A 14,327-nucleotide genomic window follows, 5' to 3' on the forward strand; every position below is an offset into this window, starting at 1 on the left:
GGCGGGGCGGCTACTTTCGGGTCCGGTCGTCGAAGCGGTCGTAGGCGTCCACGATGCGGCCGACCAGCTTGTGCCGGACCACGTCCTGGCTGGTGAGCCGAGAGAAGTGAACGTCCTCGACGCCGTCCAGGATCTCCTGCACCTGGCGCAGGCCGCTCTTCGTGCCGCCGGGCAGGTCGACCTGGGTGACGTCGCCCGTGATCACGATCTTGGACTCGAACCCGAGCCGGGTGAGGAACATCTTCATCTGTTCCGGGTTCGTGTTCTGCGCCTCGTCCAGGATGATGAAGGCGTCGTTCAGGGTGCGGCCCCGCATGTACGCCAGCGGCGCGACCTCGATCGTGCCCGCGCTGAGCAGCCGCGGGATGGAGTCGGGGTCGAGCATGTCGTGCAGCGCGTCGTAGAGGGGACGCAGGTAGGGGTCGATCTTCTCGTAGAGGGTGCCCGGCAGGAAGCCCAGCCGCTCCCCCGCCTCGACCGCCGGCCGGGTCAGGATGATGCGGGTGACCTGCTTGGACTGGAGGGCCTGCACGGCCTTGGCCATCGCCAGATACGTCTTGCCCGTGCCCGCGGGGCCGATGCCGAAGACGATGGTGTGCCGGTCGATGGCGTCGACGTAGTGCTTCTGGTTCAGCGTCTTGGGCCGGATCGTCTTGCCGCGGTTGGACAGGATGTTCTGCGTGAGGACCTGCGCCGGGCTGGCCCCGCCGTTCCCCTCGGTGCCCCGCAGCATCGAGATCGACCGCTCGACGGCGTCCTCCGTCAGCGGCTGGCCGGTGCGCAGGACGAGCATCATCTCGTCGAAGAGACGCTGCACGAGCTGCACTTCGGCCTGCTCGCCGGTGGCGCTGATCTCGTTGCCCCGGACGTGGATGTCGGTACCGGGGAAGGCCCGCTCGATGACGCGCAGCAGCGCGTCGCCGGAACCCAGCACCGTCACCATCGGATGCTTGGCCGGCACGGTGAACCGGGCGGTCGCCTCAGCAGTCGGGGCTGCTGGCTGGTGTGTGGGTGTTTGTGTCATGGGCGGCCCGCTGCGGACCTGCTCATCCCTCTCTGCGCTGAAGTACCGGGAATCCCAGGGTACGACGCGGAACCGACAGACCCGTAGGAAATTACCCAGTGCGATCGGCCCTGTTCGCCGTGGTCTTGACACGGGTGGCCGCCGCGCCGGTGACCGCCGTCGCGAGCATGACGGCGCCGCCCGCCAGCAGCGCCCAGCCCGCGTTCAGCCTGATCAGCGCGGCCCCGGCGGCGGCGCCGGCGGCCAGCAGGCCGATCGCGCCGGCCCGCCGGGGCCAGGGTCCGCCGGTGCCGTCGGCGGCCAGGCCGGTGAGGGTGGACGTCACCACGACGGTGGTCACGTCCTTGACGGCCAATTGCCGGGCGGCCGCCGCCTGGAGGCCCATGCCCAGGGCCAGCACCCCGGCGACCAGCGGCTCGGCGGGCCGGCCCAGCGGCTCCTCGCCGGCGAACAGGACCGGGGCGGCGCCGGCCGTCAGCAGCGCGACACCGCCGATGAGCGCGGTGTGCCGGGCGCCCCAGGCCGGTGGCGCGGCGGCGAGCAGCCGGCCGGCCAGCGCGGCACCGGCCGCGTAGGCGGCGAGGGTGACGGCCGGGCCGAGGGTGGGCAGGTGGCCGGCGCCGGTGAGGGCGGCGCCGAGGATGATGACGTTGCCGGTCATGTTCCCGGCGAAGACGCCGCCGAGGGACAGATAGCTGACGGCGTCGACGACACCGGTGGCGAACGTGAGGGCGAGCAGCAGACCCAGGGGCAGCCGGGCACTTCGGCGGTCGGTCGGGCGCATCACCCAGCACTACCACGCCGGGGGCCCGCGGGCCCGGTCACAGGACGGCCGTCAGGGCAGCGCGCGAAAGCCGAGCGTGGGCACCGCCCGGCGGCGCGGCCAGGGGTGGGCGGGCTCGGGCAGCAGCCCGGAGAGGAAGCCGTAACGGTCCAGGCTCGCGGCCAGCCGCCCGTCCGCCGGTGTCAGGTCCCGCACCCGCCGCCACCAGGCCGCCACCTCGTCCCAGCCGGGCGCGGACAGCGAACCCCCGAACTCCTGCACCGACAGCGCGGCGGTCAGCCCGGCCAGCGCCAGCCGGTCGCCCAGCGGCCAGCCGGCCAGCGTGCCGGTGACGAAGCCCGCCACGAACACGTCCCCGGCGCCCGTGGTGTCCAGCGCCTCCACCAGGATCGCGGGCACCTCGGCGGTCTCCCCGGTGCGGCCGTCCGCCGCGTACGCGCCCTCCGCGCCCATGGTCACCACGGCCAGCGGCACGATCTCGGTGAGCGCGCGGGCGGCGGCCCGCGGGTTGTCGGTGCGGGTGTAGCGCATCGCCTCGGCCGCGTTCGGCAGGAACGCCTCGCAGTGCGCGAGATCCGGCAGCGCGGCCAGGTCCCAGGCGCCGGTGTCGTCCCAGCCGGTGTCCGCGAAGACGCGGCTCCCGGCGCGGGCCGCCGCCGCGATCCACTCCTGGGGCGCGCCCGCGCGCAGCGAGGCGACGCAGGACCTGGCCGGCGGCGGGCCGGGCAGTGCCTCGGACACGGGGGCCTCGTGGCCGTGGGAGACCATGGTCCGCTCGCCCTCGTACGCCATGGAGACGGTGACCGGCGAGTGCCAGCCCGGCACGGTGCGGGACAGCGACAGGTCGATGCCCTCGCCGCGCTCCAGCGTCTCCCAGCAGTACTCGCCGTACTTGTCGTCGCCGAAGGCGGCGGCCAGGCTGGTGCGCAGGCCGAGCCGGGCCAGCGCGGTGGCCATGTTGGCCACGCCGCCCGGGCTGGAGCCCATCCCCCGCGCCCAGGACTCGGTGCCGCGCACCGGCGCGGAATCCAGCCCGGTGAAGATGATGTCCAGGAAGACGGTCCCCGTCAGATACACATCGCAGGCCGGGTCGCCGGGCGCGCGCACCCCGGCCAGTGGGTCAACGTTCTCGGTGGTCACAGGGCTCCCGGTCATGGTGACGTTCACTTCTACGGTACGTTCCGGGCCATGAGGCTCACGATCATCGGCGGCGGTGGGTTCCGTGTCCCCCTGGTATACCGGGCACTGCTGTCGGACGCCGCCCGCGAGGCACCCGATCGGTGTACGGAGGTAACACTGTTCGACACGGATCCGGCCCGGGTCCGGGTGATCGCCTCGGTGCTGGCCGGGCAGGCGTCGGGGGTGGCGGGGGCGCCCGCGGTGCGCGTCGCCGAGTCGCTGGACGAGGCCGTGCGCGGCACCGACTTCGTGTTCTGCGCGGTGCGCGTGGGCGGCACCGCCGGCCGGGTGCGGGACGAGAGAGTCCCGCTGGACGAGGGCGTGCTCGGCCAGGAGACGGTCGGCGCGGGCGGCGTGCTGTACGGGTTGCGCACGATCCCGGTGGCGCTGGAGATCGCGGCCCGGGTCCGGACGCTGGCGCCGGACGCCTGGCTGATCAACTTCACCAACCCGGCCGGCATGGTGACCGAGGCGATGTCCACCGAGCTGGGCCACCGGGTGATCGGCATCTGCGACTCGCCGGTCGCGCTGGTGCGGCGGGCGGCGCGCGCGGCGGGGGTCGATCCGGCGGCCGTCGGCTACGGCTATCTGGGGCTCAACCACCTGGGCTGGCTGCGGTCGTTGACCCATCGCGGCCGGGACCTGCTGCCCGGCCTGCTGGCGGACGACGCCGCGCTGGCGACGTTCGAGGAGGGCCGGCTCTTCGGCGGCGACTGGCTGCGGGCGCTGGGCGCGCTGCCCAACGAGTATCTGCACTACTACTACTTCGGCCGCGAGACGCTGGCCGCGTCCCGCGCCACGGCCCGCACCCGCGGCGAGTATCTGAACCGCCAGCAGAGCGCGTTCTTCGCGGCGGCGGAGCGCGACCCCGGCCGAGCGCCGGCGCTGTGGGAACGCGCGCGCCAGGAGCGGGAGTCCACCTACGGCGCCGAAGGGCGCGCGGCGGCCGGCGGCTGGCAGCGCGACGGCCAGGACATGGCGGGCGGCGGCTATGAGCGGGTGGCGCTGGACCTGATGCGGGCGATCGCCGAGGACCGGCGCACCCGGCTGATCCTCAACGTCCGCAACGGCGGGGCCGTGCCGGCGATGCCCCACGACGCGATCATCGAGACGGTGTGCGAGGCGGACGCCCAGGGCGCCCACCCGGTGCCCTGTCTGTCCCCCGGGCTGGCCGAACTGGGCCTGATGCTCCAGGTCAAGGCGGTCGAACGCGCCACCATCGAGGCCGCCGCCACCGGCTCCCGCCGCGCGGCGCTGCGCGCCCTGGCCCTGCACCCGCTGGTGGACTCCCCCGCGGTGGCCGCGCGGATCCTGGCCGCGCACGACTGACGGTCAGCGCCGCCGGGGCACGGGGATCCGCATCAGGTCCTCGGCCACCGTCAACTCGCCCCCGAAACCGGCCTCCCGCGCCTGGTGGGCGAACGGTTCCGGCTCCGGGTAGCGCTGCGAGAAGTGCGTCAGCACCAGATGGCGCACCCCGGACTCGGCGGCGACGCGCCCGGCCTGGCCGGCGGTGAGGTGGCCGAACTCGGTGGCCAGCGCGGCGTCCCGGTCCAGGAAGGTGGACTCGATGACCAGCATGTCGCACCCCTGCGCCAGCGCCCACACGCCGTCGCACAGCCGGGTGTCCATGACGAACGCGAAGCGCTGCCCGGGCCGTTCGACGCTGACGTCCGCCAGCGACACGTTCCCCAGCCGCCCCTCGCGGGCCAGTTGGCCCACGTCCGGGCCGGCGATCCCGTGGGCGGCCAGCCGGTCGGGCAGCATCCGGCGGCCGTCCGGCTCCGCCAGCCGGTAGCCGAACGCCTCGACCGGGTGGGACAGCCGGCACGCGCTGAGCGTGAACTCCGGGGTCTCCACGAGCACGCCCTCGCCGGTGACCGGGCGCTCCAGCACCTCGGTGGTCGCCCGGTAGGGGGTGGCCTGCCGCAGCCGGTCGTAGAACTCCTGCCCGCCGGCCGGGTAGTGGGCCGTGATCGGATGCGGCACCCGGTCCAGGCTGATGCGCTGGAACACCCCGGCGAGGCCCAGCGCGTGGTCGCCGTGGAAGTGCGTGACGCAGATCCGGGTGAGGTCGTGCGCGCTCACCCCGGCCAGCAGCATCTGCCGCTGGGTGCCCTCGCCGGGGTCGAAGAGCAGGCCCTCGGTGTCCCAGCGCAGCACATAGCCGTTGTGGTTGCGGTGCCGGGTCGGCACCTGGCTGGCCGTGCCGAGCACGACCAGCTCGCGTGCGGACACGCCGTCAGCCGGGGGGCCACTGGAGGCCGCGGCCGCCCAGCACATGGGCGTGCGCGTGGAAGACGGTCTGCCCCGCGCCCGTCCCGGTGTTGAAGACGACGCGGTAGCCGGTGTCCGCCACCTTGCACTGCGCCGCGACCTCACCCGCCTCGCGCAGCACGTCCGCCGCCAGGGCCGGCTCGGCGGTGGCCAGCGCCGCGGCGTCGTGGTAGTGCGCCCGCGGAATCACCAGCACATGGCAGGGCGCCTGCGGGTTGATGTCCTGGAACGCGACGGTCGTCTCCGTCTCCCGGACAATCGTCGCCGGCACGTCACCCGCCACGATCTTGCAGAACAGGCAGTCGGCCTGCGCTTCTCCCGCCATCGCCTGGGGCCCTCCTCGGGCGTCGTCGCCTCGTCCGGTACGCGTACGCACGGGATGCTACCGGGCGGCCTCCGGCCGAAGGGGGTTCGGCGGGCGGGGGAACGGGTAGCCGGGCGGCCGTTACCGGCGCCGCCGGGTCGAGAACGGCTGAACCGACTGGTAACGTGCGCCGGGCTCGTATACAAAAGGATCGCAAACAAGGACGCTCGACCATGGCTCAAGAGCCGCAACGGGAACAATGGGGAACCCGCGCGGGATTCCTGATGGCCGCCATCGGCTCGGCCATCGGACTCGGCAACATCTGGCGCTTCCCAGCCGTCACTTATGAAAACGGCGGCGGCGCGTTCATGGTGCCGTATCTGCTGGCGCTGCTCACGGCCGGCATTCCGCTGCTCATCCTCGAATACACCCTCGGCCGCAAGTACCGGTCCTCACCACCCGGCGCCACCCGGCTGCTGGCGCGCCCCGCCGAGGCCATCGGCTGGTGGCAGGTGGCCATCTGCTTCGTCATCGCCACCTACTACGCCGCCATCCTCGCGTGGGCCGTGCGCTATGTGGGCTTCTCCTTTGACCAGTCCTGGGGCGACGACCCCGAGGGCTTCCTGTTCGGGGAGTTCCTGAAGGTCTCCGACGACCCGGGGTCGATCTCCACGTTCGTGCCCGGGGTGGCCTGGCCGCTGATCGCCGTGTGGGTGGCCGTGCTGGTGATCCTGGTGCTGGGCGTGCGGCGCGGCATCGAACGCGCCAACACGATCTTCATCCCGCTGCTGGTCGCGTTCTTCCTGGTGCTGGTGGTCCGGGCGCTCACGCTGGACGGCGCCGAACTCGGCCTGGACGCCCTGTTCGCGCCGGACTGGGGAGCGCTGGACAACGGCAGCGTGTGGGTCGCCGCCTACGGGCAGATCTTCTTCTCCCTGTCCGTGGGCTTCGGCATCATGATCACCTACGCGTCGTACCTGCACCGCAAGTCCGACCTCACCGGGTCGGCGCTGGTCGCGGGCTTCGCCAACAGCTCCTTCGAAGTCCTCGCCGGCATCGCGGTGTTCGCGACGCTCGGCTTCATGGCGCAGGACGCCGGGGTCGGGGTCGACGAGGTCACCAGCAGCGGCGTCGGCCTGGCGTTCGTGGCGTTCCCGCAGATCATCTCCCAGATGCCGATGGGCGCCCTCTTCGGCGTCCTCTTCTTCAGCTCGCTGGTGATCGCCGGGCTCACCTCGCTGATCAGCATCGTCCAGGTGATCGTCGCCGCGGTCGAGGACCGGACCGGCATGCGCCGCGTCCCGGCCGTGCTGACCGTCGGCGGCGCGGTGGCCGTTGTCTCCGTCCTGCTCTTCTCCTCCGACAGCGGGCTGCACTTCCTCGACGTCTCCGACCACTTCATCAACCAGTACGGCATCGTGCTCGCCGGCCTGGCCCTGGTGGTCACCGTGAGCTGGGTGCTCCGCAAGCTGCCCGCCCTCCAGGAGAACGCCGACGCCACCTCGGCGATCCGTCTGGGCATCTGGTGGCGCGTCTGCCTGGGCATCGTCACGCCGCTGGTCCTCACCTGGATGATGATCGACAGCCTGACCGACGAGTTCGACCAGAACTACGGCGACTACGAGACGTCGTTCCTGCTCTGGTCCGGCTGGGGCGTCGCCGGCGCGGCGCTGGCGGTGGGCGTCGTCCTGTCGCTGGTGCGGTGGCGGCGGAACCCGGTGCTCCCCGAGGAAGTCGCCGACACGACCGACACGACGGAAGACAGGAGCCGCTGATGTCCGCCGGAGCCATCGTCATGATGATCGTCGCCATGGTCGTCGTCTGGGGCGGCCTGATCGCCGCGATCCTCAAGCTGCGCGGTCACCCCGACGAACTGACGCCGAACTGACGCGGTAACGGCCCGGGGACCGGTCCCCCTCCGACAGCGATATCCTCCAACCACCTGCGGATCACCGTGTCCTTGGCCACACTGGGACCGGACCGCGGCGGGGTGGCCGGGGAGACGGCTTGTCGGAGGGGGAACGGCACATGCAGGGCGGGCACGTCATCCGCGGCTACCGCTTCACCCTGAACCCGGACCCCGACACCGAACTGCCCACGGCCACGCGGCTCGCCGGCCCGGAACCCGCGCCCGACGCACCGCTGGAGCCGCTGATCGCGGCGGCGGCGCCGGCCCCCGGGGACTCCCTCGCCTTCGCCCGGCTGCCGGAGAACGGCGGCGCGGTGGTGTGCCACACGCCGCGCGCCGGCCTGGTGCACGCGCTGCACCTGCCGGGCGGCGCGGCCGGGCTGCCGCGGATGTGGCCCATCGACCTGTGGCGCTCCCCCACCTGGGGCGCCGACTGGGCCGACGGCGGGACCGCCGTCGGCCCCGAGCCCGGGACCGAGTTCACCGAGGAGGGGCTCGCCGACTTCGCGCGGGCGCGCGCCGACCGGCTGGTGCCGTTCCTGACGGATGTGCGCCGCCTGTTCGGCGACCCGGCCGGGCGCCAGATCGTGGTCGCCGAGGCCGAACAGGCCACCGTGGCCTGGTGGATCGCGCTGGCCTGCCGGTTCCTCGACGGCTGCGGGGACACCGCGCACGCCCGCGCGCTGACGTTCACCACGGGCACCCACCACCCGCGCCGGGCACCCCAGCAGATCCTGGGCATCGGCCCGGACGCCGACTTCGACCGCGGTGACCCGGACCTGCTGCGGCACCGCTACCGGGTGCACGACGGCGTCGGCGGCGAGGGCAGCCCGCCGGAGCACGCCCCGGAGGCGGTCCGCGCGGTGCGCGACTGGCTCGGCCGGTTCACCGGCGAGCGCCCGCCGCCGTTACCCCCGGCCCCGCCCGCCCCGCCGCTCGACCTGCGCGCCCGGCTGACCCGCGCCGCGGCGGAGCTGCGCCAGCCGCCGCGCGAACGGCGCGACGCCGCGCTCTACCGCAGCCTGCTGGGCCTGCTGCCGGACGGGCAGCCCTTCGACGCCGACCTGCTCACGCTCCTCTACGAGCTGGTCTGGCACAAGGCCGATCCCGGCCCGCCGGGCGCCCTGGAGCTGGCCCGCACCTTCCCGCCCGCGGTGCTGGTGGCCACCCGCGTCCATCTGCGGCTCACCAACCTGCTCACCAGCTCCGGCGTCATCAACCGCGACCGGTGCGCCCTCGCCCGTGAACTCCTGGCCCACCACGAGACGTTCGGCCTCGACTCCGTCAAACGGACGGCGGCCGAGCTGCTGGTCCGCGGCCAGGACGTCACCGCCGGCGGCCCGGCCGGCGCCGCCGCCGCACACTTCCTGCGCACCGAACTCAACCGGCAGGACTCGCTGCTCCGCCCCGAGCTGCTGGCCTGGGCGCGGCACCAACTGCGCAGCTACGAACTCAGCGCGGGCCTGCCGCCGCCGCCCGAGCGGCCACCGCACTACTTCCCGCCGTCCAACCGTTTCTGACTCGTCCCCCCTCCGGAGAGGTTTCCCCGTGAGCGACATTCCCGGTGGCCCCATGGCCAATCGCCCCCTCCACTTCATCTGGCTGCTCGACTGTTCGGGCTCCATGGGGGTCAACGGAAAGATCACCCAGCTCAACTACGCGATCCGGGAGGCCATTCCGGAGATGCGCAAGGCCGCCGAGGACAACCCCGGCGCCGAACTCCTCGTGCGCGCCATCACGTTCAGCGCCGGCGCCACCTGGCACCTGGCCGCGCCGACCCCGGTCCGCGACTTCGACTGGGACGACGTGTACGCCACCAGCACCACGGACCTGGGCGCCGCCCTGCGGCTGGTCTCCGAGGCGCTGAAGACGCCCCCGATGCCGGGCCGCGCGCTGCGCCCGGTGCTGGCGCTGGTCTCCGACGGCCTGCCGACGGACGACTGGCGGTCCGGGCTGCGGGCCGTGGACGCCACCCCGTGGGGCAAGCGCGCGGTGCGGGTGGCGATCGGCATCGGCGAGGACGCCGACAAGGCGATGCTCAAGGAGTTCCTGGCCAACCCCGAACAGGAGCCGCTGCGGGTGAAGAACCCGAAGCAGCTCGTCGCCGCCATCCGCTGGGCCTCGACCGTGGCGGTGGCCACGGCGTCCACCCCGGTGGTGGGCGGGGAGCGGCACCTCACCACGCCCCTGGACCGTTCGCCCACGCTGACCGTCCAGGACGACGGCGACGACGTCTGGTGAGCGACGGACGCGCGGCCGCCGGGCCGCAGACGACGATGAGACCTTGCCGTCGCCGCGCGGCCGGAGAAGCTCACGAGGAGGCCCAGTGAGCGGGGCGGTGAACGGGGGCTGGTATCTGCTGCACCAGGCCGTCACCGGCTGCGGCAAGGCGTTCTGCCAGGACCACCACGTGGCGTTCACGGCGGCCGGCGGCCGGGCGGCCGTGCTCGCGGTGGCCGACGGGCACGGGTCCGCCCCCCACTTCCGCAGCGACCTCGGCGCGCGCTGGGCGGCCGAGGAATTCGCCGCGTGCGCCCGGTGCTTCGTGCGGCGCGCCGAGGGCGGCCCGGGCGCGAACGACAAGCCCGCGTCGTTGCCCACGCTGCGCGCGCTGGCCCGCGAGCTGCCGCGCCAGCTCGTGCGCGGCTGGCGGCAGCGCGTCGCGCTGCACGAGGCCAACGCGCCCGCGCACGGCCGCCGCCCGGAGACGCCCGCGTTCGACGTGTACGGCACCACGCTGCTCGGCGCGGTGATCACCGGTGAGCTGCTGGTGTGCTGGCAGCTCGGCGACGGCGACATCGTCCTGGTGGACACGGCGGGCCGGACGGACACCCCGCTGGACGCCGGGCCCGACCTCGGCGACGAGACCGAGTCGCTGTGCCTGCCCGAGGCGTGGCTGCGGGCCCGCCTGCACTGGCAGCCGCTCACCGGCGGTCCGCCGCCCGCCGTGCTGCTGTCCACCGACGGCCTGTCCAAGAGCTTCACGGACCGCGGCGGCTTCCTCGCGTTCGCCCGGGGCGTGCGCGAACGCGCCGGGCAGGAGGGCCCGGACCAGGTGCAGGGCAAGCTCGCCGACTGGCTGGGCCACGCGGCGACACACTCGGGAGACGACACCACCCTCGTGGGGGCCATCCCCGTCTCCCCGGCAGGCTCCGACGAAGGACAACAGCAGTGACAAGGGGGACGAACGCCATGAACGGCGCGTACGGCATGCTCACCGAGGGGGCGCGGCTGACGACCGAGCGGGGGGACGCCATCACGGTGCGCCACCTGCTCGGCTCCGGCGGGCAAGGCGAGGTCTACGAGGTGGACACCCCGGCCGGCACCCAGGCGCTGAAGTGGTACTTCCCGCAGCTCGCCGACGCCCAGCGGTGGCGGATCCTGGAGACGCTGGTGGACCGGGCCTGGGGCGACGACCGTTTCCTGTGGCCGCGGACCATCGTCGCGGAGCCCTCGCTGACCAGCTTCGGCTATGTGATGGGCCTGCGCCCGGACCACTTCCACGACCTGCCCGCACTGCTGCGCCGCGACCCCGCGGTGTCCGCCGCCACCCCGCGCTCGCTCATCACCACCGCGCTCAACACGGTCGAGGCGTATCTCTCCCTGCACTCGCAGGGCATCGCCTACCGCGACATCAGTTGGGGCAACGTCTTCTTCAACCCGGTCAACGGCGACGTCCTCGTGTGCGACAACGACAACGCGGTCGTGGAGGGCGAGTCCGCGGGCATCGCCGGCACGATGAACTTCATGGCGCCCGAACTGGTCCGCGGCGACCCGGGCGCGGCGCCCGGCATCCAGACCGACCTGCACTCGCTCGCGGTGCTGCTCTTCTACCTCCTGATGAACCACCATCCGCTGGACGGCGCCCAGGAGCTGAAGATCCACTGCATGGACGACAAGGCGCAGCGCAAGCTGTACGGCGTCGATCCGGTGTTCATCTACGACCCGGCCGAGACCCGCAACCGGCCCGTTCCCGGCGAGCAGGACACGGTCATAGCGACCTGGGGCGCGCTGCCGCCGGTGCTGCGGGAGCTGTTCACGCGGACGTTCACCGAGGGGCTGGCCAGCCCCTCGCGCCGGGTGCGCGAGACGGAGTGGCGCGACGCGCTGAGCGCCGTGCGCGACGCCATCGTGCCATGCCACGGCTGCGGCAAGCAGAACCTGGCCGAGCCGAACGGGCCCGCGCCGCGCTGCTGGAAGTGCGGGCGCACGGTGGACCTGCCGCTGCGCCTGGAACTGACCTGTGGCAAGAGCAGCCGCCGCACGCGCCGCGACATCCGGCTGAACGAGGGCGCCGAGGTGTACGCGCACCATCTCGTCGAGGACCCGGAGCGGCACGACTTCGCCGCCGCGGTGGGCGAGGTGACCGCGCACCCGAGGACGCCGGGGCGGCTCGGGCTGACCAACCGCTCGCCCGTCTCCTGGCGGGTGCGGCGCGCGGACGGCGGCGAGGTGGAGGTCCCCCCGGGACGCACGGCCGCGCTGCGCCCGGGCGTCCTGCTGGAACTGGGCGACGGCGCGGAGGCGGTGGTCCGGGAGCGCTGACCCCGGGGCCCTAGGGCCTGTATCGAGTTCCCGGTCGGATCAGCCCGCGGCGTCAGACGCGGTGCCCCCCCAGGCCCTTGGGGGCCTGGGAGGTACCCCCAGCAAGGCACCGGATCGCAGCTCATACCCGGCCGTATTCGCGCGATTCGGCTGGGGGCACCTCCCAGACGGAGTCTGGGGGAGCGGCGAGGTGCCGTGACTGGCGTCGCGGGCCCGGGCGGGAACTCGATACAGGCCCTAGGGTCTTGCGATCGGGCGGCGGGCGCGGGACGCCGCCCGGCGGGCCAGTTCCACGGCCCGGCGGGCGTGGTGCAGCGCCAGGCGCGGCAGCGGCAGGGCGGGCAGCCGGGTCGCGACCGCCGTGCCGAAGGCCAGCGTCGCGTCGGGGCGCGCCACCGGGGCCGCGCTGATCACCTGCTCGCCCCGGCCGACCGGGATCTCGACGGGGCCCGCGCGGTGCTGGCTGCGGGAGACGCGGCGCTCCCGCCGGCCGCCGGCGCCCTCCCAGGCCACCAGGACCAGCACGGCGGGCTCCGGCCAGCGGAAGGCGACCTCGGCCCGGCCTGGCGCCAGCCGGCGCGCGGTCAACCCCTCGATCTCGCCGGGGCGTTCGAGCAGGACGCTGGGTCCGGCCACGGCACGTTCACCCAGCACGCTGACGGCGGTCAGCCGCAGCGCGCCGTGCGGCGGCGGCAGCACGGTGGCGGTGCGCCCGCCGGGGCCGTCGCCGCTGACCGCGGAGAGCCGGCCGAGCGCGGCGGAGAGGTCGTCGCCCGGCGCGGGCGGGCGGCCGCGCCACACCACGAGGCGGGCCTCGCCGCGTTCCGGCGCGGGCCAGCTCAGGGTGACCCGGCCGTCCGGCCCGGCGGGGTGGACGGCGACCTCGGGCACCTGGTCGGGCCAGTCCTCGGCGGTGCCGGTGATCCGCTCGCCGTCCGACCACGCCCACTCGCCCTCGGCCCGGCCGGGGTAGCCGCAGCTCACGCGGTAGACGTGCGCGCCCGGCGGCAGCGGCCGGTCGGTGAGCCCGGTGGCGCCGCAGGGCACCTCGGTGTCGCCGTCCGCGGTCACCCGCCACGCCCGGAACGCGGTCGCCGACGGGTGCGCCCGCCAGGTCAGCGCCAGCCCGCCGGGCACCGCGCGCGCACCGGCGCCGGTCACCTCCGGGGTGACCAGGACGCGCGCGCTGGCCCGGGCGGTGCCGGCGACGCGGTCGCCGTCCCGGGGCAGCACGGCGTAACGCACCGGACGGCCGGTGGGCGGGTCGGCGTCCAGCGCGGCCGTGCCCCCGGCGGCCAGGGGCACCTCGGTGGCCCCGTTCGGCTCGTCCTCGAAGAACCGGACCACCTGGACCGGCACCGGGCGCCGCGGCGCGGGCCAGGTCAGCCGGACCGTGCCGTCGGTGACGGCGGCGGTGATCAGCGGCTGTTCGCCGAGGTCCCCGGCGCGCACGGCGGCGGTCAGCAGTCCCTCCAGGGCCGCGGGGTCGTCGGCGGCCCGGCGCAGGGCCCGCAGACAGCCGGTGGCGGCGGCCCGGTGCGAACCGGCCGCCGCGAGCGCGGCGGCCTCCTCCACCTCCCGGTCGACGGCGGCCAGTTCGGTGCGCAGGGTGGTGAGCAGCCGGGCCAGGCCAGGGTCGGCCGGCCCCGGCGGCAGCGCCCGGGCCAGGTCGGCGGCGGCCCGCAGCCGCCGCTCCTCCCAGGCGTCGGTGATCAGCTCCGCCGCCTCCCGGGCCGCGCCGGCGGCCGGGAACCCGGCCGCGACGGCGGCGGCGAGCACCGGCGCCTCGCCGTCGGCCACGCCGAGCGCGACGGCCGCCGCCGCGGTGGGGCCGCCCTCGGCGTCGGCAAGCAGACAGGACAACTGGTAGAGGACCAGGCGGCGCACGGCCATCGGGTCGGCGTCCGCCAGCGCGCCCAGCCGGTCCAGCACCGCGCCGGCCGCGTCCGCGCGCTGATCCCCGGCCTTCCGCCAGCGCGCCGCGGCCTCCCGGCACAGGACCGCGTCTGCGTGCCGCATGCCGCTGCCGCGCTCCGGGGGCAACCACAGCCCGTCCAGGATCAGGAAGCCACCGGCCGCCGGGCCGCCGGGGCCCAACACGGCGGCGCGGTAGGCGGATTCGGCGGTGGCCGGCGCCAGCAGCGCCTCGGCGGCGTGCCGGAAGCCGCCCGCGGCCAGTGCCTCGCACAGCGCCGCGTAGTCGCGAACGGCCGGGTAGAGCGGCAGGGCGGGCGGCGGCGGGCCGGCGCCGTCGCCGGGCGGCAGACCGGGATGCCACGTGCCCGTGGCGGTGACGGTCACGGCG

General features: G+C 74.6%; 13 protein-coding genes. 7 read left to right on the plus strand and 6 right to left on the minus strand.

Going from position 1 to position 14,327, the window contains the following annotated elements; genetic code table 11:
• Positions 1–10: 10 nt before the first annotated feature.
• The 3 genes from RM590_RS22110 to RM590_RS22120 all read right to left on the minus strand — a co-directional run bounded on the left by RM590_RS22110 (position 11) and on the right by RM590_RS22120 (position 2,963).
• The gene (locus RM590_RS22110; RefSeq protein WP_311706401.1) at positions 11–1,024 is read right to left on the minus strand and encodes a PhoH family protein; all 1,014 of its coding nucleotides are present in this window, start codon (positions 1,022–1,024) and stop codon (positions 11–13) included.
• A gap of 91 nt (positions 1,025–1,115) precedes the next feature.
• Entirely contained in the window at positions 1,116–1,808 is a 693-nt protein-coding gene (locus tag RM590_RS22115; protein ID WP_311706402.1) for a DUF1275 family protein, read from the minus strand.
• Positions 1,809–1,859: 51 nt separating this feature from the next.
• Complete coding sequence (locus tag RM590_RS22120) at positions 1,860–2,963, minus strand: carbohydrate kinase family protein (protein ID WP_311706403.1); 1,104 nt, start codon at positions 2,961–2,963, stop codon at positions 1,860–1,862.
• A gap of 33 nt (positions 2,964–2,996) precedes the next feature.
• Here RM590_RS22120 and RM590_RS22125 point away from each other — a divergent pair, with 33 nt between their 5' ends.
• Entirely contained in the window at positions 2,997–4,316 is a 1,320-nt protein-coding gene (locus RM590_RS22125; protein ID WP_311706404.1) for a family 4 glycosyl hydrolase, read from the plus strand.
• Between the two features lie 3 nt (positions 4,317–4,319).
• Here the strand turns inward: RM590_RS22125 and RM590_RS22130 are convergent, their stop codons facing one another.
• Both RM590_RS22130 and RM590_RS22135 read right to left on the minus strand, forming a co-directional pair.
• Positions 4,320–5,225, minus strand: coding sequence for a ribonuclease Z (locus RM590_RS22130; RefSeq protein WP_311706405.1), 906 nt, complete (start codon positions 5,223–5,225; stop codon positions 4,320–4,322).
• A gap of 4 nt (positions 5,226–5,229) precedes the next feature.
• A complete protein-coding gene (locus tag RM590_RS22135) occupies positions 5,230–5,589 on the minus strand; it encodes a histidine triad nucleotide-binding protein (protein WP_311706406.1) in 360 nt (119 codons plus the stop codon).
• Positions 5,590–5,801: 212 nt separating this feature from the next.
• On the opposite strand from RM590_RS22135, the gene RM590_RS22140 reads away from it, so the two are divergent.
• The 6 genes from RM590_RS22140 to RM590_RS22165 all read left to right on the plus strand — a co-directional run bounded on the left by RM590_RS22140 (position 5,802) and on the right by RM590_RS22165 (position 12,022).
• The gene (locus tag RM590_RS22140) at positions 5,802–7,343 is read left to right on the plus strand and encodes a sodium-dependent transporter (RefSeq protein WP_311706407.1); all 1,542 of its coding nucleotides are present in this window, start codon (positions 5,802–5,804) and stop codon (positions 7,341–7,343) included.
• Positions 7,343–7,456, plus strand: a complete 114-nt coding sequence (locus tag RM590_RS22145) for a methionine/alanine import family NSS transporter small subunit (RefSeq protein ID WP_311706408.1) — start codon at positions 7,343–7,345, stop codon at positions 7,454–7,456. The genes RM590_RS22140 and RM590_RS22145 overlap by 1 nt, the downstream gene beginning before the upstream one ends.
• A 119-nt stretch (positions 7,457–7,575) precedes the next feature.
• The gene (locus RM590_RS22150; RefSeq protein WP_311706409.1) at positions 7,576–8,997 is read left to right on the plus strand and encodes a GAP1-M domain-containing protein; all 1,422 of its coding nucleotides are present in this window, start codon (positions 7,576–7,578) and stop codon (positions 8,995–8,997) included.
• Positions 8,998–9,049: 52 nt separating this feature from the next.
• On the plus strand, positions 9,050–9,718 hold the full coding sequence (locus RM590_RS22155; RefSeq protein WP_311706410.1) for a vWA domain-containing protein: 669 nt from the start codon (positions 9,050–9,052) through the stop codon (positions 9,716–9,718).
• 85 nt (positions 9,719–9,803) lie between these two features.
• Positions 9,804–10,652, plus strand: a complete 849-nt coding sequence (locus RM590_RS22160; RefSeq protein ID WP_311706411.1) for a PP2C family serine/threonine-protein phosphatase — start codon at positions 9,804–9,806, stop codon at positions 10,650–10,652.
• Positions 10,649–12,022 carry a protein kinase domain-containing protein gene (locus tag RM590_RS22165; RefSeq protein WP_311706412.1) on the plus strand — a complete coding sequence of 458 codons (1,374 nt, stop codon included), beginning with the start codon at positions 10,649–10,651 and terminating at the stop codon, positions 12,020–12,022. The genes RM590_RS22160 and RM590_RS22165 overlap by 4 nt, the downstream gene beginning before the upstream one ends.
• A 237-nt stretch (positions 12,023–12,259) precedes the next feature.
• On the opposite strand, the gene RM590_RS22170 is transcribed toward RM590_RS22165, so the two are convergent.
• Positions 12,260–14,323: a hypothetical protein gene (locus RM590_RS22170; RefSeq protein ID WP_311706413.1), complete on the minus strand. Its 2,064-nt coding sequence runs from the start codon at positions 14,321–14,323 to the stop codon at positions 12,260–12,262.
• Between the last annotated feature and the right edge of the window lie 4 nt (positions 14,324–14,327).

This window comes from Streptomyces litchfieldiae (assembly GCF_031845365.1).
Lineage (GTDB): Bacteria > Actinomycetota > Actinomycetes > Streptomycetales > Streptomycetaceae > Streptomyces > Streptomyces litchfieldiae.